Origin of the sequence: Streptomyces longhuiensis, assembly GCF_020616555.1 — a bacterium.
Classification (GTDB): domain Bacteria; phylum Actinomycetota; class Actinomycetes; order Streptomycetales; family Streptomycetaceae; genus Streptomyces; species Streptomyces longhuiensis.
This window is the reverse complement of record NZ_CP085173.1, coordinates 4,246,509-4,265,524: the sequence shown is the minus strand read 5'-3', so window position 1 is coordinate 4,265,524 and position 19,016 is coordinate 4,246,509. Positions and strand designations below refer to the sequence as shown.

The 19,016-nt window shown below is 71.1% G+C and carries 18 protein-coding genes; 14 read left to right on the top strand and 4 right to left on the bottom strand.

The annotated features are described in order from the left end of the window. The first annotated feature begins 33 nt into the window (after nt 1-33). Complete coding sequence (locus LGI35_RS19755) at nt 34-1,320, top strand: hypothetical protein (RefSeq protein WP_227300381.1); 1,287 nt, start codon at nt 34-36, stop codon at nt 1,318-1,320. An 85-nt stretch (nt 1,321-1,405) separates the two neighbouring features. On the opposite strand, the gene LGI35_RS19750 is transcribed toward LGI35_RS19755, so the two are convergent. After that, nucleotides 1,406-2,893, bottom strand: coding sequence for a peptide MFS transporter (locus tag LGI35_RS19750; RefSeq protein WP_227295134.1), 1,488 nt, complete (start codon nt 2,891-2,893; stop codon nt 1,406-1,408). 489 nt (nt 2,894-3,382) lie between these two features. Between LGI35_RS19750 and LGI35_RS19745 the strand changes: the two genes are divergently transcribed. After that, the gene (locus LGI35_RS19745; protein ID WP_116512611.1) at nt 3,383-4,060 is read left to right on the top strand and encodes a response regulator transcription factor; all 678 of its coding nucleotides are present in this window, start codon (nt 3,383-3,385) and stop codon (nt 4,058-4,060) included. A gap of 15 nt (nt 4,061-4,075) precedes the next feature. Further along, a complete protein-coding gene (locus LGI35_RS19740) occupies nt 4,076-5,350 on the top strand; it encodes an ATP-binding protein (protein WP_227295133.1) in 1,275 nt (424 codons plus the stop codon). Between the two features lie 42 nt (nt 5,351-5,392). Here LGI35_RS19740 and LGI35_RS19735 read toward each other — a convergent pair whose 3' ends face one another. Then, the gene (locus LGI35_RS19735) at nt 5,393-5,926 is read right to left on the bottom strand and encodes a GtrA family protein (RefSeq protein ID WP_227295132.1); all 534 of its coding nucleotides are present in this window, start codon (nt 5,924-5,926) and stop codon (nt 5,393-5,395) included. A gap of 123 nt (nt 5,927-6,049) precedes the next feature. Here LGI35_RS19735 and LGI35_RS19730 point away from each other — a divergent pair, with 123 nt between their 5' ends. The 4 genes from LGI35_RS19730 to LGI35_RS19715 all read left to right on the top strand — a co-directional run bounded on the left by LGI35_RS19730 (nt 6,050) and on the right by LGI35_RS19715 (nt 10,259). Beyond that, nucleotides 6,050-7,204 (top strand): 5-(carboxyamino)imidazole ribonucleotide synthase, encoded by a 1,155-nt coding sequence (locus tag LGI35_RS19730; RefSeq protein ID WP_227295131.1) that lies wholly within the window; start codon nt 6,050-6,052, stop codon nt 7,202-7,204. Beyond that, entirely contained in the window at nt 7,201-7,728 is a 528-nt protein-coding gene (gene purE / locus LGI35_RS19725; RefSeq protein WP_227295130.1) for a 5-(carboxyamino)imidazole ribonucleotide mutase, read from the top strand. Before LGI35_RS19730 ends, purE begins: the two co-directional genes overlap by 4 nt. A gap of 5 nt (nt 7,729-7,733) precedes the next feature. After that, on the top strand, nt 7,734-8,921 hold the full coding sequence (locus tag LGI35_RS19720) for a dipeptidase (protein WP_227295129.1): 1,188 nt from the start codon (nt 7,734-7,736) through the stop codon (nt 8,919-8,921). 231 nt (nt 8,922-9,152) lie between these two features. Beyond that, on the top strand, nt 9,153-10,259 hold the full coding sequence (locus LGI35_RS19715) for a dipeptidase (RefSeq protein WP_227295128.1): 1,107 nt from the start codon (nt 9,153-9,155) through the stop codon (nt 10,257-10,259). A 21-nt stretch (nt 10,260-10,280) separates the two neighbouring features. Here LGI35_RS19715 and LGI35_RS19710 read toward each other — a convergent pair whose 3' ends face one another. Then, nucleotides 10,281-10,643: a VOC family protein gene (locus LGI35_RS19710; protein WP_227295127.1), complete on the bottom strand. Its 363-nt coding sequence runs from the start codon at nt 10,641-10,643 to the stop codon at nt 10,281-10,283. A gap of 91 nt (nt 10,644-10,734) precedes the next feature. On the opposite strand from LGI35_RS19710, the gene LGI35_RS19705 reads away from it, so the two are divergent. Continuing rightward, nucleotides 10,735-11,235 (top strand): CGNR zinc finger domain-containing protein, encoded by a 501-nt coding sequence (locus LGI35_RS19705; protein WP_227295126.1) that lies wholly within the window; start codon nt 10,735-10,737, stop codon nt 11,233-11,235. Between the two features lie 4 nt (nt 11,236-11,239). Here the strand turns inward: LGI35_RS19705 and LGI35_RS19700 are convergent, their stop codons facing one another. Continuing rightward, nucleotides 11,240-12,583, bottom strand: coding sequence for a UDP-glucose dehydrogenase family protein (locus LGI35_RS19700; protein WP_227295125.1), 1,344 nt, complete (start codon nt 12,581-12,583; stop codon nt 11,240-11,242). A 172-nt stretch (nt 12,584-12,755) separates the two neighbouring features. Between LGI35_RS19700 and LGI35_RS19695 the strand changes: the two genes are divergently transcribed. The 6 genes from LGI35_RS19695 (at nt 12,756) to LGI35_RS19670 (ending at nt 18,978) form a co-directional block, all read left to right on the top strand. Continuing rightward, on the top strand, nt 12,756-13,928 hold the full coding sequence (locus tag LGI35_RS19695) for an acyl-CoA dehydrogenase (RefSeq protein WP_227295124.1): 1,173 nt from the start codon (nt 12,756-12,758) through the stop codon (nt 13,926-13,928). Between the two features lie 229 nt (nt 13,929-14,157). Further along, complete coding sequence (locus LGI35_RS19690) at nt 14,158-15,549, top strand: methyl-accepting chemotaxis domain-containing protein (RefSeq protein WP_227295123.1); 1,392 nt, start codon at nt 14,158-14,160, stop codon at nt 15,547-15,549. Further along, nucleotides 15,546-16,037 (top strand): hypothetical protein, encoded by a 492-nt coding sequence (locus tag LGI35_RS19685; RefSeq protein ID WP_227295122.1) that lies wholly within the window; start codon nt 15,546-15,548, stop codon nt 16,035-16,037. The genes LGI35_RS19690 and LGI35_RS19685 overlap by 4 nt, the downstream gene beginning before the upstream one ends. A 27-nt stretch (nt 16,038-16,064) precedes the next feature. Next, entirely contained in the window at nt 16,065-16,730 is a 666-nt protein-coding gene (locus tag LGI35_RS19680; protein ID WP_227295121.1) for a vWA domain-containing protein, read from the top strand. 17 nt (nt 16,731-16,747) lie between these two features. Further along, complete coding sequence (locus LGI35_RS19675) at nt 16,748-18,007, top strand: protein phosphatase 2C domain-containing protein (protein ID WP_227295120.1); 1,260 nt, start codon at nt 16,748-16,750, stop codon at nt 18,005-18,007. Further along, nucleotides 18,004-18,978: a hypothetical protein gene (locus LGI35_RS19670; RefSeq protein ID WP_227295119.1), complete on the top strand. Its 975-nt coding sequence runs from the start codon at nt 18,004-18,006 to the stop codon at nt 18,976-18,978. The genes LGI35_RS19675 and LGI35_RS19670 overlap by 4 nt, the downstream gene beginning before the upstream one ends. The last annotated feature ends 38 nt before the right edge of the window (nt 18,979-19,016 follow it).

Below are 19,016 nucleotides of genomic sequence, written 5' to 3'. Positions count from 1 at the left end.
CAACGGAGAGTGAGCGCGGCCGGCGTCGCCCTGATGCTGGGCGGTGCGGGCCTCCTGCTCGCCGCCGCACCGGCACAGGCCGCCGAAGTCGCGTACAAGACCGAGTGCATCCCGCCCTCGATCTCCGGCCTGCCCCCCGTGGAGGGCACGACCAAGGTGGAGATCACGGCGCCCGCCGAGGCGAAGGTGGGGGACGAGGTGGAGGTCGTCTGGAAGACGACCCAGGCCGCCTCGAGCAACCCCGACGTCCTCGACCTCGACAAGGACACGGTCAAGCCGACCGGCACGGTGAAGGTGGGCGGCGCGCAGACCGCGGACCTGGCGGTGGAGGGCGAGCGCTCCAACCCGCCCATCAAGAAGAACAGCCCGATGGTGCTCTCCGACATGAAGGGCAAGATCAAGCTGACGGCGCCCGGCGAGGTGACGCTGACGCCTGACAAGTACAACATCAACGTCAGCAAGCCGATCTCGACGGACACCAAGTGCTCGCCCAAGGAGGCCGTGAAGCCCGGCGCGACCATCAAGGTCACCGACGCGGGCGGCGCCACCACGGGCGGGCTGCCCACCGGCCTTCCGACGGGTCTGCCCACGGGGCTTCCGACCGGGCTCCCCACGGGTCTGCCGACGGGCGGCGCCAGTGCCACTCCCACGGGCGGATCATCCAGCTCCAGTGGCGGTGACACCAGCGGCAGCGGCGGCGGGAAGAGTGACTTCACCGGCAAGGAAGTCCAGATCCCGTACCAGTGCAAGACGCCCATCGGCGACAAGAACGCCACGTCGCCGGTGCAGATCAACGCGAAGAAGGACGGCGGGAACTACGGCCTCACGGTCCAGTTCAAGAAGTCCGTCATGGACAGCCCGGCCGACATCCCGAAGGACTCGGTCAAGCCGTCGATGGAGGTGAAGCTGGGCGGCGCCGACAAGGGCACCGTCCATGTGGAGGGCCCGACGAACGCGGAGCCCATCAAGTCGGGTCAGCCCATCAACATCCCCGACCTGACGGGCACCTACAAGCCGGGCGCCGACGGCAAGTCGACCCTGTCACCCGGCGTCCTCACGGTGAAGGCCCTCGGCACGACGACGACGTGCACCCCGTCGAAGACCGAGGTCTCGCTGGAGATCGACACGGCGGCCCAGCCGGGTGGCGCGGCCGGCGGCTCGGGTTCGGCCGGCGGCGCGGGCACCTCCGGCGGCCTCGCGGAGACGGGTTCCTCGAACGACGGCGTCCTGCGCGCCCTCGGCCTCGTCGCGGGCACGGTGATCCTGCTGGGCGGAGCGGTCTTCACGTTCCTGCCGAAGCGGCGGGCCCGGCTGCGCTGACCGGGGACATCCCGTAACGCCGAAGGGCCGCCGCACCGAATCCGGTGCGGCGGCCCTTCCGTTGCCTACTGGCCGAGCGGAGCGACTAGCGGACGTCGCCCATGAGCTCCTTGACCTTCTTGCGGTACATGAAGACCGCGCCACCGGCTATCACCGCGAGTGCGGCCTCCAGGGCCACGACGCCCGAGCCGTTGAGGTCGGCGCCGTAGGTGGAGAGCAGACCCGTCACCGCGTCGCCCGCCGTCACCGCGAGGAACCAGACACCCATCATCTGGGAGCCGTACTTCGCCGGGGCCATCTTGGTGGTGACCGAGAGGCCGACCGGGGAGAGCGTCAGCTCGCCGACCGTCTGGACGAAGTAGATCAGGACGAGCCACCAGGGGCTGACCTTGCCGTCGCCCGCGGCCGTCAGCGGCAGCAGGAAGACGAAGAAGGAGACACCGACGAGGGCCAGACCCAGCGAGAACTTGGTGACCGTGCTCGGCTCCTTGCCCTTGCGGGCCAGCGCCAGCCAGATCATGGCGGCGACCGGGGCCAGCGCCATGATGATCACCGGGTTCACGGACTGGAACCAGGAGACCGGGAAGTCCCAGCCGAAGACGCTCGTGTTGGCGTGGCTGTCGGCGAAGATCGACAGGGTCGAGCCGCCCTGGTCGTAGATCATCCAGAAGACGGCGGCGGCGACGAAGAACCAGATGTAGCCGGAGACCTTCGACTGCTCGGCGCTGGTCAGTTCCTTGTCGCGCTTGATGCGGCCGAGGACCATGATCGGGACGATCAGGCCGATCAGCATGAGCGGGACCATCACCCAGTTCAGGGTGTAGGTGCCGGTGCCCACGACGATGCCGTAGAAGACGACCGCGATGAGCAGCCAGATCATCGACTTCTTCAGCGTGGCGGCGCGCTCGGCGGCGTCCAGCGGCTTCGGGACGACCGACGACTCCTCCGCCAGGTGGCGGGTGCCCAGCAGGAACTGGCCGAGGCCGATCGCCATGCCGACCGCGGCGAGCGCGAAGCCGATGTGCCAGTTCACGTTCTGGCCGATGGTGCCGATGACCAGCGGCGCGGCGAACGCGCCGAGGTTGATGCCCATGTAGAAGACGGTGAAGCCACCGTCACGACGCGGGTCGTCGGGGCCGTTGTAGAGGTGGCCCACCATCGTCGAGATGTTGGACTTCAGCAGACCCGAGCCGACGGCCACGAAGAGCAGACCGACGTAGAAGACGCCGTCCGACGGGACGGCCAGCAGCAGGTGACCAAGCATGATCACCGCACCGGCGATCGCGGTCGTCTTGCGCGGACCCCACACGCGGTCGCCGAACCAGCCGCCGGGCATGGCGAGCAGGTACACCGTCGACACGTAGACGGAGTAGATGGCGATCGCGGTGCCCGCGTCGAGGCCGAGCCCCTCGGGGGCCACCAGGTACAGCGGAAGCAGGGCGCGCATGCCGTAGTAGGAGAAACGCTCCCACATCTCGGTCATGAACAGAGTGGCCAGACCGCGAGGGTGGCCGAAGAAGGTCTTGCCGCCGGAGGGTGCCCCGGTGGATTCCTTCGTCAGGCTGGTCGCCATGGAAGATCCTTGCTGGTACGGGTCGCGGGTCGTGGGTGACCGCGCGGCCAGTGGGGGTGGCCGGCACCGGGACCTGCCGTCCTTCTCCCCACGCCCACAGGGGAGTGCCACCGCGTACGAAGATGCTCACGGAGGCCAGGTACGGCTGTCCCGGGATCCACACCCCGTACGCGTCATCACGTCGGGGTCCGGCCCACAGGTCATTCCTTCATGCTGGTGATAACCAGCTCGCACATGAAGGAGACCTTCGGCGCGCGGTGCGCTCCAAAGGTCCTTCTTTAGTGCATCAGGCGTTGAGTCACCATACGACACGACAGTGCGGCATATGGAAGGACTTGAGAGATGGATCACAGGTCCTGATGGAACCGTTCGCGCGGATTCGAAGGCATCCCCCACGATCTCATCCCACAGCCGCAGGCCGGCCCGGCCAGGTCACGGCCCTGGTGGATCGCCCCCCGGCCGCGGTCCGGCGCGGACTACCATCACTGCATGACCCGTGTACTGCTCGCCGAGGACGACGCGTCCATCTCGGAGCCGCTGGCCCGTGCCCTGCGCAGGGAGGGTTACGAGGTCGAAGTGCGTGAGGACGGCCCGACCGCGCTCGACGCCGGACTTCAGGGCAGCATCGACCTCGTCGTACTCGACCTGGGGCTGCCCGGCATGGACGGCCTCGAGGTCGCCCGGCGGATGCGCGCCGAGGGGCACACGGTGCCCATCCTCATCCTGACCGCCCGCGCCGACGAGGTGGACACCGTCGTCGGCCTGGACGCCGGCGCCGACGACTACGTCACCAAGCCGTTCCGCCTCGCCGAACTGCTCGCCCGCGTACGGGCCCTGCTGCGGCGCGGCGCCGCCGAGCCCCAGCAGCCGCCCGCCACGCACGGCGTCCGCATCGACGTCGAGTCGCACCGCGCGTGGATGGGCGACGAGGAACTCCAGCTCACCGCCAAGGAGTTCGACCTGCTGCGGGTCCTGGTGCGCGACGCCGGCCGCGTCGTCACCCGCGACCAGTTGATGCGCGAGGTCTGGGACACCACCTGGTGGTCCTCGACGAAGACTCTCGACATGCACATCTCCTGGCTGCGCAAGAAGCTCGGCGACGACGCCGCCAATCCCCGCTACATCGCCACGGTGCGCGGCGTCGGTTTCCGTTTCGAGAAGAGCTGACGTACTGGTACAGCTATGCGCCGCCGTCTGATCAATTCCACGCTCGCCGTCGTGCTCGTCGTGATCGCTGTCTTCGGGGTCTCGCTCGTCATCGTCGAGACCCGCACGATCACCAACAGCGCCCGGGAGCGTGTGGACTCCGAGGCGGTCCGGCTCGTCAGCATCGTCGACAGCCGGCTCCTCGGTGACGAACAGGTCACCGGCGCGATCCTGAGGAACCAGGTCGGCCCCGACCGGTACGCCAGGATCGAACTGCCGGGGCGTGCCCCCATCGAGATCGGTGCGCGCCCCCCGGGGGACGTCATCCAGGGCACCGCCAAGGGCGAGAAGGGCGAGACGGTCACCGTCGAGGAGCCGCGCTCCTCCGTCACCCGCGAGGTCGGCCGCACCCTGCTGATCATCGCCGGGGTGGCGCTGCTGGCTGTCATCGCCGCGGTCCTGCTCGCCGTACGCCAGGCCAACCGGCTCACGTCCCCGCTCACCGACCTCGCCTCCACCGCGGAGCGCCTCGGCTCGGGCGACCCCCGCCCCCGCCACCGCCGCTACGGGGTGGCCGAGCTGGACCGGGTCGCCGACGTCCTCGACTCCAGTGCCGAGCGGATCGCCCGCATGCTGACCGCCGAGCGGCGCCTGGCGGCCGACGCCTCGCACCAGCTCCGTACGCCCCTCACGGCGCTCTCCATGCGCCTGGAGGAGATCACCGTCACCGACGACCTGGACACGGTGAAGGAGGAGGCGACGATCGCGCTCGCGCAGGTCGAGCGCCTCACGGACGTCGTGGAGCGGCTGCTGACCAACTCGCGCGACCCGCGCACCGGGTCCGCGGTCTCCTTCGACCTGGACGAGGTCATCAAGCAGCAGCTGGAGGAGTGGCGCCCCGCCTACCGCAGCGCGGGCCGCGCCATCGTCTCCTCGGGCAAGCGGCACCTGAAGGCCGTGGGCACGCCGGGCGCCGTCGCCCAGGTCCTTGCCGCGCTGATCGAGAACTCGCTCATGCACGGCGGCGGCACCGTCGCGCTGCGCACCCGCGTCACCGGCAACCAGGCCGTCGTCGAGGTCACGGACGAGGGGCCGGGGGTGCCGGGGGACCTGGGCGCGCGGATCTTCGAGCGGACCATCAGCGGCCGCAACTCGACGGGTATCGGCCTCGCGGTCGCCCGCGACCTGGCCGAGGCGGACGGCGGCCGCCTGGAGATGCTCCAGACGAACCCGCCGGTGTTCGGCCTGTTCCTGTCGCGTACGCCGCTGAAGAAGTCGGCGCCCGGTGACGGGCCCGAGACGGTCCGCTAGCCGGCCGGCTGGTTGATCGTTCGGTGAGCGGGCCCGGACCGGTCAGCGGTGGGTGCGCTGCACGTCGGAGCGGCGGTCCTCGCGCCCGTCCCGCCCGTCCCGGGTCTCCAGGAACGATTCGGCGCGGGTGACGGTCTCGTGGCCGGGCAGGGTCTTGAAGACCCATGTGCGGTACGACCAGAAGCGGAACAGCGTCGCGATGCCGATGCCGACGACCTTGAAGATGTTGCGCTGGAGCGAGCTGTCCCAGCCGAAGCCGTAGATCGCCACGTACAGGACGCCGTTCTCGATCACCAGGCCGACCGCGCTGAACGCCAGGAAGAGCGAGAGCTCGCGTGTCCGGCCGCTCTTGTCGCGGTCACGGTAGGTGAAGTAGCGGAACCCCACGTAGTTGAAGGCGATGGCGATGACCGTGGCGATGATGTTGGCCCGCACGGCCTGAAGGCTCGTGGTGTGCCACAGAAAGTTGGAGACGCCGAAGTTCACCAGCGTTCCGAGCGCGCCCACGGCACCGAACTTGGCGACCTCGCGGCCGAGCCGGTCGAGCCGCGCACGCCATGTGGCAGGTCCGTTCATCGTGCTCGCCCCAGCCCCCGTAGATTCCGATATATCGACCCCGTCATGCTAACCAGGCGGCTGGTCGGGCGCCTGGGGACGCCGGTAATCCTGGCACCGCGGGTCGGCCGATACCCTGGGGGTGTGACGTTCCCGGTAGTCGGCATGGTCGGCGGGGGGCAGCTCGCTCGTATGACACACGAGGCGGGCATCCCGCTCGGCATCAAGTTCAAGCTCCTCAGTGACACTCCTCAGGATTCCGCGGCGCAGGTCGTCAGCGATGTCGTCATAGGCGACTATCGCGACCTGGACACGCTGCGTGACTTCGCGCGGGGCTGTGACGTGATCACCTTCGATCACGAGCACGTGCCCACGGAGCACCTGCGGGCCCTGGAGGCGGACGGCATTCCCGTGCGCCCAGGACCCGATGCTCTGGTGCACGCCCAGGACAAGGGTGTGATGCGCGCGAAGCTCACGCAGATCGGTGCTCCCTGTCCGCGCCACCGCATGGTGAAGGACCCCGCCGACGTGGCGGCCTTCGCGGCGGAGGGTGCCACTGACGCGGGCGACGGTTTCCCCGTGATCCTCAAGACGGTGCGCGGCGGCTACGACGGGAAGGGGGTGTGGTTCGTACGGTCCCTGGAGGACGCGGCCGAGCCCTTCAAGGCCGGCGTCCCCGTGCTCGCGGAGGAGAAGGTCGACTTCGTACGGGAGCTCGCGGCCAATGTCGTCCGCTCCCCGCACGGCCAGGCCGTGGCCTACCCCGTCGTCGAGTCCCAGCAGGTCGACGGCGTGTGCGACACGGTGATCGCGCCCGCCCCCGGCCTCGACGAGGATCTCGCCCTGCGCGCCGAACAGCTGGCCCTCGGCATCGCGAAGGAGCTCGGTGTCGTCGGGCACCTCGCGGTGGAGCTCTTCGAGACCCGCGACGGCCGCATCCTCGTCAACGAACTGGCGATGCGCCCGCACAACTCCGGCCACTGGACCCAGGACGGTGCCGTGACCTCGCAGTTCGCGAACCACGTGCGCGCCGTCCTCGACCTCCCCCTCGGTGACCCGCGCCCGCGCGCCCCCTGGACGGTCATGTGCAACGTCCTCGGCGGCGACTACCCCGACATGTACTCCGCGTACCTGCACTGCATGGCCCGCGACCCGAAGCTCAAGATCCACATGTACGGCAAGGACGTGAAGCCCGGACGCAAGGTCGGCCACGTCAACACCTACGGCGACGACCTGGACGACGTGCTGGAGCGCGCCCGTCACGCAGCCGGCTACCTCAGAGGAACGATCACCGAATGAGCACGTCCCCTGTCGTTGGCATTGTCATGGGTTCCGACTCCGACTGGCCCGTCATGGAGGCCGCCGCCCAGGCTCTCGACGAGTTCGAGATCCCCTACGAGGTGGACGTCGTCTCCGCGCACCGCATGCCGCGCGAAATGATCGCGTACGGCGAGCACGCCGACGGCCGTGGCCTCAAGGCGATCATCGCGGGCGCGGGGGGAGCCGCCCACCTGCCGGGCATGCTCGCCTCCGTGACCCCGCTGCCCGTCATCGGCGTCCCGGTCCCGCTGAAGTACCTCGACGGCATGGACAGCCTGCTGTCCATCGTGCAGATGCCGGCGGGCGTCCCCGTCGCCACCGTCTCCGTCGGCGGCGCGCGCAACGCGGGCCTGCTCGCGGCCCGCATCCTCGCCACCCAGGACGAGGAACTCCTCGGCCGCATGCGGGAGTTCCAGCAGGAGCTCAACGACCAGGCCACGGAGAAGGGCAAGCGACTGCGGGCCAAGGTCGAGGGCGCGTCCGGCTTCGGCTTCGGGAAGTGACCGCGATGACCACCTCCCTGGAGCGGGCCCGCGCGATACTCGCCGACTTCCCCGTCGTCGACGGCCACAACGACCTGCCGTGGGCACTGCGCGAGCAGGTCGCGTACGACATCGACGCGCGTGACATCGCCGTCGACCAGAGCGCGCATCTGCACACCGACCTGGCCCGGCTGCGGGCCGGCGGGGTCGGCGCGCAGTTCTGGTCCGTGTACGTGCGCTCCGACATGGCCGGCGACGTGGCCGTCAGCGCCACCCTGGAGCAGATCGACTGCGTCCAGCAGCTGATCGAGCGCTACCCGGCCGACCTGCGCCGCGCGCTGACGGCCGCCGACATGGAGGCCGCCCGCACCGAGGGCCGGATCGCGTCCCTCATGGGCGCCGAGGGCGGCCACTCCATCGGCAACTCGCTGGCCACGCTGCGCGCGCTGCACACCCTGGGCGTGCGCTACATGACGCTCACGCACAACGACAACATCGCGTGGGCGGACTCGGCGACGGACGAGCCGGGCGTCGGCGGACTCTCGCCCTTCGGCCACGAGGTCGTACGGGAGATGAACCGGTCCGGCATGCTCGTCGACCTCTCGCACGTGGCGGCGACCACGATGCGGGCCGCGCTCGACACGTCGGTCGCGCCGGTGATCTTCTCCCACTCGTCCTCGCGCGCCGTGTGCGACCACCCGCGCAACATCCCGGACGACGTCCTGGAGCGGCTGCCCGCGAACGGCGGCGTCGCGATGGCCACGTTCGTGCCGAAGTTCGTCCTCCAGGCCGCCGTCGACTGGACGGCCGCCGCGGACGACAACCTGCGCGCGCACGGCCTCCACCACCTGGACACGTCGGAGGAGGCCATGAAGCTCCATCGCGCCTTCGAGGAGGCGCACCCGCGCCCGGTCGCCACCGTCTCCACGGTCGCCGACCACCTCGACCACATGCGCGAGGTCGCGGGCGTCGACCACATCGGCATCGGCGGCGACTACGACGGCACGGCGTTCCTGCCGGACGGCCTCGGCGACGTCTCGGGCTACCCGAACCTGATCGCGGAGCTCGTCGACCGCGGCTGGTCGGACACCGACCTCGCCAAGCTGACCTGGCAGAACGCGGTACGGGTCCTCGGTGCGGCGGAGGACGTGGCCCGCGACGAGCAGGCGCGGCGCGGCCCCTCGAACGCGACGCTCGACCAGCTCGACGGCTGAGCGACCGGGCTCGACGGCCGGGCGACCGGGCTCGACGGCTGAGCGACCGGGCTCGACGGCCGGCCGATCGGGCCCGACGGCCGGGCGACCTGCAGAAACCTCCGGAGTGATGCCGCTCCGGAGGTTTGGGCGGCCCGATGTCGCCCGAACGCGCCGCCCACCGGGTGGCTGCGGGCCATGCGTGTGACGGTGAACGCTACTGCCGACACCGTCGACGCCCGGAGCTTTGCCATGGCAGACCTGCAGGACGAACTGACCGCCACCGCCGAGATGGACGAGCTCGCCGAGCTCGCCTCACCGACCGAGGAGGCTCCCCAGCCCGCCGCGGACGACGCGCTCACCCGCGCCCGCGCCCTCCTCACGACCCACCCCGTCGCCGACGGCTACTGCGGTCTGCCCGCAACGCTGCGCACACTGCCCTGGTACGACCTCGAACTGGGCGACTGCTCGGTCGACACCGACCTCCCGCGGCTGCGTGACGGAGGCGTCGGCGCCCTTCTGTGGACGCTGCGTCTGCCGCCCGGCACCGCGCTCGCCGAGCACCCCGTCACCGCTGTCCTCGAACAGCTCGACCTCGCCAAGCACGTCGTGGCCGAGTACCCCGAGGGCCTGCGCCTGGCCCTCTCCGCCTCCGAGGCGTGCGACGCCCGCGCGTACGGCCGTATCGCCGTCCTCATGGGCCCCGCACCCGCGGCCTCCATCGGCGACTCCCTCGCCACGCTGCGCGCCCTGCACACGCTCGGCCTGCGCGTACTCACCCTCAGCGGCGCCTCCTGGGCCACAGAGGCGGGGCTGACCCGGTTCGGCGAGGAGGTGGTGCGGGAGATGAACCGGCTCGGCGTCCTCGCCGACCTCACCGGCGCCTCCGTGCGCACGGCCCGCCGGGTCCTCGCCGTCGCCAAGGCCCCGGTGATCCTCACCCACTCCGGGGCCCACGCCCTCAACAGCCACCCCGACAACGTCCCCGACGACCTGCTCGCCGAGCTCGGCGCCGCAGGGGGCGTGTGCCTCGTGCCGTGCTCCGCGGAGCGCACGGGGCCCGAACTCGGCGACGTGGCCGACCATCTCGACCATGTGAGACGGGTGGCGGGCCCGGAGTCCGTCGGTCTCTGCGGCGCGTACGACACCGGAGCCGTGCACCCGGACGGCCTCGCCGACGTCTCGCGCTATCCGTACCTCATCGCGGAACTGGTCGAGCGGGGCTGGCCGGAGTCCGATCTGGCACGGCTCACGTGGGGCAACGTCCAGCGTGTGCTGCGCGAGACGGAGTTCGCGGCGCGGGCAGCCGCGCTGCGCCGCCCGCCGTCGACGGCGAGGATCGAACGCCTCGACACCTGACGGGCGGGCAGGGGAGCGGACTCAGCAGGCGCACAGGCAGAACGGGTGCCCTGCCGGGTCCGCGTAGACCCGCCAGGTGCGTGAGCGGTCCTCCGCGTCGAGGACCCTCGCGCCCAGGGCCAGTACGCCCTTCTCCGCCGTGTCGAGGTCCTCGACCGTGAGGTCCAGGTGGAACTGCTGCGGCCGGTCGGGCGCGGGCCAGACCGGCGGTACGAAGTCGGGTGCCGCCTGAAACGCGAGCGACCGGCCGCCCGGCACCTCCAGGTCGACCCAGGTGCCGTCGTCGCCCGTCACTTCGCCGCCGAGCACCTCCGCGTAGAAATCGGCGAGCGCGCGCGGTTCGGGACAGTCCAGGACGACGACACCCAGCGTGGCGAGAGCCATGACATCTCCTCGATGTGAGGGTTACCTGTAGAGGCCTTCATGAGGTAACCGCGTTACTGCATGCTCCCGCAACAGAGGTAACGTCGCAACCATGAACGACCGCGTGCCCGCGCCCGGGGGACTGGCCCTGATCCAGGCCCTGGTGAACACCCTCGACATCGAGACGGGCGCCGACGCGCTCGACACGGAGAAAGGGCGCGAGGCGCTCGGCCTCACTCAGGAGGACGCGGAACCGGCGCGCGAACTGCGCGAATCACTGCGCGTCGCCTGCCTCGCCCACGGCGGACACGCCCCCCACCGCTCGGTGACCCCCCTGCACCGGCTGCTCGCCGAGGCCCCGCTCCTGGTCGGCGTCGACGCGACGGACGGCTCGGCCTCTCTCGCGCCGGCGGACCCGCACGCGCTCGTCTCGCGCGTCGCGGCGGCGATCGCCCAGGCGCACGCGGACGGCACCTGGCCCCGCCTGAAGGCCTGCGAGGCCCCCGACTGCCACTGGGTGTACTACGACCGCAGCCCGGCGGGCCGCGGTCGCTGGTGCTCGATGGCGGTGTGCGGAGCGCGCGCGAAGATGCGCCGCTACCGCGCGAAATAGAGGCTCAGGCGGCCGGGCGGCCCATCGCCCGGTACGTCCAGCCGGCCTTGCGCCACAGCACCGGGTCCAGCGCGTTGCGCCCGTCGAGGATCAGCCGCGTGCCGGCCAGCTCGCCGAGCGCCGCCGGGTCCAGCTCGCGGAACTCGCGCCACTCCGTCAGGTGCAGCACCACGTCCGCGCCCCGCACGGCCGCCTCGGCGGACTCCGCGTAGCCGAGCGTGGGGAACAGGCGCCGGGCGTTGTCCATGCCCTTCGGGTCGTAGACCGTGACCTGGCCGCCCTGGAGGTGGATCTGCCCGGCCACGTTCAGCGCGGGGGAGTCCCGTACGTCGTCGGAGTCCGGCTTGAACGTGGCGCCGAGCACCGCGACCCGCTTGCCCAGGAAGGAGCCGCCGCCGAGCGCCTCGCGGGTCATCTCGACCATCTGGCCGCGGCGCCGCATGTTGATGGAGTCGATCTCGCGCAGGAACGTCAGCGCCTGGTCGGCGCCCAGTTCACCGGCGCGCGCCATGAACGCGCGGATGTCCTTGGGCAGACAGCCGCCGCCGAAGCCGATCCCGGCCCGCAGGAACTTGGACCCGATCCGCTCGTCGTAACCGATCGCCTCGGCGAGCTTCGCGACGTCACCGCCCGCGGCCTCGCACACCTCGGCCATCGCGTTGATGAAGGAGATCTTCGTCGCGAGGAAGGAGTTGGCGGCCGTCTTGACCAGCTCGGCCGTCGGGAAGTCCGTCACGACGAACGGCGAGCCCTGCCCGACCGGCGTCGCGTACACCTCGCGCAGGGTCTGCTCGGCGCGGTCGCTGCGCACGCCGACCACGATCCGGTCCGGGTGCAGCGTGTCCTGCACGGCGAAGCCCTCGCGCAGGAACTCCGGGTTCCACGCGAGCTCGACCTCGCCGCCCGCGGGCGCCAGCTCCAGGATGCGGGCCGCGAGCCGCTCGGCGCTGCCGACGGGCACGGTCGACTTGCCGACGACGAGCGCCGGCTTGCCCAGGTGCTTGGCCAGCGACTCCACCGCGGCGTCGACGTACGACATGTCGCAGGCGTACTCGCCGTGCTTCTGCGGGGTGTTCACGCAGACGAAGTGGACGTCACCGAACTCGGCGACCTCGGCCCAGTCCATGGTGAAGCGCAGCCGCCCCGTCGACCCCTCGATGCCGGCGACGTGCTTGCGCAGCAGTTCCTCGAGACCGGGCTCGTACATGGGGACCTCGCCCCGCGTGAGCATCTCGATCTTCTCGGGCACGACATCGAGCCCGAGCACCTCGAAGCCGAGTTCGGCCATGGCGGCGGCGTGCGTGGCGCCGAGGTAGCCGGTGCCGATCACGGTGATCTTCAAGGCCATGAGAGCTCCAGAGGTGTACGGCTGCAGTGCGGCCCCGAGCATAGTCGGGCGTGGCACGGCCCCTCACAGGGCACGTTTCCCCTGTCGCGTAGCTCACGTATCCCTCAGGTGGGCGGAGGCATAAAATTTGGGTTACTTAACGGTAATTAGCGTCCTTGGAGCGTGAGTCACCTTGGCAGGTTCGCCCGAATTCGACCTGTACCGTCCGGCCGAAGAGCACGACATGCTCCGCGAGTCCGTGCGGGCTCTGTGCGAGGCCAAGATCGCGCCGTTCGCCGCGGCGGTGGACGAGGAGGCGCGTTTCCCGCAGGAGGCCCTCGACGCACTCGTCGCCAACGACCTTCAGGCCGTGCACGTACCGGAGTCCTACGGCGGCGCCGGGGCCGACGCCCTCGCGACCGTCATCGTGATCGAGGAGGTGGCCCGCGTCTGCGCCAGCTCCTCCCTCATCCCGGCCGTGAACAAGCTGGGCTCGCTGCCCGTCATCCTCTCCGGCTCCGAGGAGCTGAAGAAGAAGTACATGACGCCGCTCGCCAAGGGTGAGGGCATGTTCTCGTACTGCCTCTCCGAGCCGGACGCGGGTTCGGACGCGGCGGGCATGAAGACGCGCGCGGTCCGCGACGGCGACTTCTGGGTCCTCAACGGCGTGAAGCGCTGGATCACCAACGCCGGCGTCTCCGAGTACTACACGGTCATGGCCGTCACCGACCCGACCAAGCGGTCCAAGGGCATCTCCGCCTTCGTCGTCGAGAAGTCCGACGAGGGCGTCTCCTTCGGCGCCCCGGAGCGCAAGCTCGGCATCAAGGGCTCCCCGACGCGCGAGGTCTACCTCGACAACGTCCGCATCCCCGCGGACCGCATGATCGGGGAAGAGGGCACCGGCTTCGCCACGGCGATGAAGACCCTGGACCACACCCGCGTCACCATCGCGGCCCAGGCCCTCGGCATCGCCCAGGGCGCCCTCGACTACGCCAAGGGCTACGTCAAGGAGCGCAAGCAGTTCGGCAAGCCGATCGCCGACTTCCAGGGCATCCAGTTCATGCTCGCCGACATGGCCATGAAGATCGAGGCCGCCCGCGCCCTGACCTACCAGGCCGCGGCCAAGTCGGAGCGCGTCGCCGCCGGAGGTGAAGGAGGGGACCTCACGTTCCAGGGCGCCGCCGCCAAGTGCTTCGCCTCGGACGTCGCCATGGAGGTCACCACGGACGCCGTCCAGCTCCTCGGAGGCTACGGCTACACCCGCGACTACCCGGTCGAGCGCATGATGCGCGACGCGAAGATCACGCAGATCTACGAGGGCACGAACCAGGTCCAGCGCATCGTCATGGCGCGCAACCTGCCGTAGTCCAGAACCTTTTGAGCAGCCCCCGGCGCCGAGCCGGGGGCTGCTCCGCGTCCGGCCGATCCCGCCAACTCCCAATGCGGCAAGGACCGTACGCGCTGCGTGACGTGTGTCGTACGCTGTGCGCCTGTGGTCGCGTCCTGAGGGGCGCGGGCCGCGTGGGCCGGGGGGCCGCCGTACCTGCGGGCCGGCTCGTGACGCGCACTCCCGGTGTTTGCGAGGGAGTTGGGGGATGGTCATGGGGGGCCTGACGGACCGGCACGTGGTGGGCCAGCGGATCGGTGACCTCGCCGACGAGCGCGGGCTCGCACCGAGAGCCGAGGAACTCCAGGCGCTGGCTGCGGCGTTGCGCGCCGCGGACACCGACGGCCTCGGTACCTGGGCCGACCTCGACCTGCTCGCCGCGTACGGGCGGCCCGAGAGCGTGGCGGTCGACCCGGCCGTCGAACACAAGGCGTGGGGCTGGCTGGAGGCCGGGCTCGGCGCGCTGGTCTTCCTGCCCCTGCTGTTCACCTGGCACGGTCTGACCCAGGCTTCCAGCGCGTACGGGGCCCTGACGGGCGACAACCCGAAGGCCGCGGCACGGCCCTTCCTCCAGCTGTGGCAGTCGGGTTTCGAGGGACATCTCGCCGGGCTCTACACGTTCGGCACGGTCGCGATGAGCGCGACGGTCGCGATCGCCGTGCTGTTCGCGCTGGCGCTCGTGCACAGCTTCCGCAAGGCGGCGGTCGACCGTCGCGAGGAGGCCGCGCGCCGTGCCGCGGAGCAGCTGATGGCACGTCTGGTGCCGGCCCTCAGCCGTGCCCAGCTCGTCCTCAACGAACACCGGATGTCGTCCCCGGTCAGGTTCGCCGCCGAGCTGACCGGCGCCGCCAAGACGCTGACCCGGCTCGGCAACCGGGCCGCGAAGACCAACGCCGAACTCGCCGCCGCCGCCGAGACGGTCGGTGCGGCGCTCAAGGAGGCCGAGCGCCAGCTGGGCGCGGTCGGCACCTCCGTACGGCCGCTGGAGGAGGCTGCCGGACGGATCGAGACGGCCGTCAGCGGCAGTGGTGCGATGGTGCGCGAGGCGCTGGAGGAGGTCCGGGCGGTGAACGGCGAGGTGCGCGACAGCCTGGGCAAGGCAGGGGAGCGCGTCGAGGACTCCGTGACCGTACTCGCCGCCTCGCAGCGGTCGTTCACCACCGGTATCGAGGTCGCCGCCGATGTGTCGGCACAGGTTCTGGGGCGCCTCGACGCCGCCGCGGAGGAGTCCGCGCGGCTCTTCGCCGCCGCCGAGGAGGCGGTACGGGAGTCCCGGAAGGTGGCGGAGGAGACGCAGGACGCCGTGCGGGACTCACAGAGCGCCGCGCAGGAGACGCAGACCGTGGTGCGGGCGATGGCCCAGCAGGCCGGTGCCCTGCGCGAGACCGCGGAGAAGTTCGCGCAGCTGGTGGCGGTGGTGCAAAACTCCGGGGGAGTCGGTGTGCCCGTCCCCCGGCCGACGGAGGGCGCGTCGTCGGCGCCGTCCGTCCCGTCGTGGCCCGCGAGAGGTGTGGATCTCGGCAAGCCCGGCGACGCGGGTGAGGCCCGAGGGCACGTCGTCGAGGACGCCGTGCCGGGCCGGCCGGGCTCCGCGGGATGAGGGCGCGCAGGTTCAACCCGCTGCACCTGGCGGGCTGGCTCTTCGCCGACATGCTGCTGGTCCTCGCGCTCGTCGCGATGGGCGACCAGGGCGACCCCCAGGCGGCGGAGGCCAGACCGACGCCCTCGGCGTCCGCGAGCGGGAAGCCCACACCGTCGAAGAGCCCCGGGCACAAGGGCCCGCGCGCGGTGACCCGTACGCCCGTCAAGGTGTCCATCGACGCCGCTCAGGGGGACCGGGACCGTATCGAGAAGCGGCTGCGCGCGGTGACGGAGAAGTACCGGGGACGACAGGCGGCGTTCGTCCTCACCTTCGGCCGCAACAGCGACCCGGGCGCCGGAGGCGCGTACGCCCACGAGGTCAACTCGCTGCTGACGAAGGCCCGTCCGGACATGTTCAGGAACGCGACCACCCGCGACTTCTGGAAGGGCGCGGCCACCGGGGGCCATGCCGACATCGAGATCTACTTCTACACCTACGCGAACTGACGACAGGCTTTCCGGAGGCACGAGGCCATGCAGATTCTGCCGTTCTACCTGCTGTGCGACGAGTCGGGCTCGATGACGGGGGACCCGATCGAGGCGATCAACAGCGCACTGCCCGAGCTTCACCACGAGATCAGCACCAATCCGACGGTCGCCGACAAGACCCGGTTCTGCCTGATCGGTTTCTCCGACGACGCGAAGGTGCTGCAGCCCCTGGTCGACCTGAGCGACATCGAAGAGGTCCCGGCGCTCGCCGCGGGCGGACTGACGTCGTACGGCGCGGCCTTCCGCGAGCTGCTGCGCTGCGTAGAGGCGGACGTCGCGTCGCTGAAGGCGCAGGGGCACGAGGTGTACCGGCCCGTCGCGTTCTTCCTGTCCGACGGCATTCCGACCGACGACGGCTGGGAGCGGGACCACAAGGACCTGCTCGCCTCGAAGTACGCCCCGAAGATCATCGCGTTCGGGATCGGTGACGCGGAGGCCGCGACGATCGGGCAGGTGGCGAACTTCCGCGCGTTCATGCAGCAGGACTCGACCGTCTCACCGGCGAAGGCCCTGCGGGAGTTCGCGTCCAGCCTGACCCGCTCCATCGTCCGGTCGGCGAGCAGCATCCCGGCCGACGGCGGGAGCGGTTTCACCCTGGCCGTGGACGAGACCGTCCCGGGCTTCTCCACCGTCTCCCTCGACAAGCTGTGAGCGAAGGGCGTACGCGGATGAACGAGAGCGAGGAAGCGGCCCGGCTGCACTGGACGCCGACCGACCCGCACGGCTTCGTGGTGTCGGACGACGCCCTGACGGTGCGGGACGGCTCCTCGTCGGCGGGGGACGGCGTCTCGTCGGCGCGGGACGACTCCCCGGCGGTTCGGGACGACTCCCCGACGGTGAGGGTCGGCGTCTCGTCGATTCGGGACGACTCCCCGATGGTGGGGGACGGCGTCTCGTCGATTCGGGACGACTCCCCGTCGGTGGGGGACGGCGTCTCGTCGGCGCGGGACGACTATGAGTTGCCGGCGCCGGTGCGGGCCGCCGACGGTCCGGCCCTCACCCAGTCTCCCGTCCCCGCTCTCGGTGCGCCCGCCCACAGCGGTCCGAAGGCGCCGAGCTACCCGCCGGTCCCGCAGGGACTGCCCGCCGTGACAGGGGACTTGGCGGCGGCCGTGCTGCCGGACATCGTCCTCGACGGTGCCGCGTACCCGGGGGTGAGCGTCCGCGCCGCCTCCGTACGCGGGGACTCCCACCGCTATGCCGGGGAGCCGCGGCAGGACGCGCTGTGCGTGACCCGCATCGGTGGCGACGAGCACGGCGGTGAGCTGCTGATGCTCGCGGTCGCCGACGGAGTGGGCTCGGCCCCGCGCTCGCACGTCGGGTCCAACGAGGCCTGCCGCCTGGCCGCCCGCTACCTCGACCGCTCCACGTCCCTGCACGAGGCGATCCGCACCGGCGACGCTGAGCGGTTCCGGCGCACGGCCGACGACGTGGTGCGCCAGATCGGCAACCTGCTGGGCGACCTCGCGTTGCAGCACGGCGAGCGCCCGGACGCCTTCGCCACCACGCTGCGGATCCTGCTGGTCCCGCTCGACCCGCGCGTACGCACCCGCGGCTTCCTGGCCGTCGGGGACGGCGGCACGGCCCTGCTGCGCCGCGGCTACTGGCACCTGGACGTCGTGGGGGACGCCGACGGCGACAAGGACAGCGACGTCATCGACACGCGCACCGCGGCCCTGCCGCGCGCCCGCTCCGCCGTGACGCGCCTGCTCCAGGCGCACGCCGGCGACGTCCTGGTCCTCAGCACGGACGGCCTCTCGTCCCCGCTGGCGGGCGACGCCGGAATGCGGGAATTCCTCGCCGAGGCGTGGAACGGCGACGAGGTCCCGGCGCCGGCCGACTTCCTCTGGCAGTTCCAGTACCGGGTCAAGTCCTACGACGACGATCGCACCGCCGTCGTCCTGTGGGAGCACGGGGAGGCGCGGTGACGTTCCACAACGGCGCCGATCTCCCCTACAGCGGGCTCAAGCTGCTCGGCAAGACAGGGGACGGCGGGCAGGGTGAGGTGCACGCGGTCGGCGGCCCCGGTGACCTGCTCTACAAGAGCTACCGCGAGCCGCACAAGGTCGACGGATCGTCCCTGGCGGCCCTGGTGGCGTACCGTCAGGCTCTTGCCGCCGCCGACAGGGACCGCCTCGACGCGGAGACCGCGTGGCCGCTGTGCCGGGTCCTCGACGCGGGGACGGTCACCGGGTTCCTGATGCGCAGGGCGCCGGCGACCACCAACTGGCGTACTCCCAAAGGCGATACGAAGCTCATCGAGCTGTCCTATCTGCTCCGTGAGCCCAAGGCGGCCTGGCAGGCCGTGCCGCAGCCGGAGCCGGGTGCCCGGCTCGCGATCGCCGTCGCGCTGGCCGGTCTGTTCGGGCGGCTGCACGCGGCGGGGCTCGTGGTCGGTGACCTGTCGCAGTCCAATGTGCTGTGGACCCTCACACCCGAGCCCGCCGTCTTCCTGCTCGACTGCGACGGCATCCGTCTCGTCGGCCGGCCCGCCGTGCTCGACCAGGCGGACACCCCTGACTGGCACGACCCGCTCGCCCCGCCCGGGACGGCCACGGTCGACAGCGACCGGTACAAGGCGTCACTGATGATCGGGCGGGTGCTGATGCGGGACGCGTACGCGCATCCGGGCCGGCCGATGGCGCCGCTCCCCGGTGTCCTCGACGACCGGCGCGAGGCGGCGGTGCGCGGTCTCTGGGCCCGCGCGGCCGGTCCCCGCGGAAGCCGGCCCGATCTCGGGCAGTGGCAGACCGCGCTCGCCGGTCGCGAGACGATCAAGCTGATCGCGGCCGCTCCGGCGCCCCGCCCCGCGGTCGACCGTTCGATGTTCGACACCGCCAGGAGGCGCGGCACGATACAGCTGAACGGCCGGGGAGAAGGGCCGGGGCCGCCGGCCTGAGTCGGAGATCCGACCGGCCAACTGCCCCGTCTCTAGCG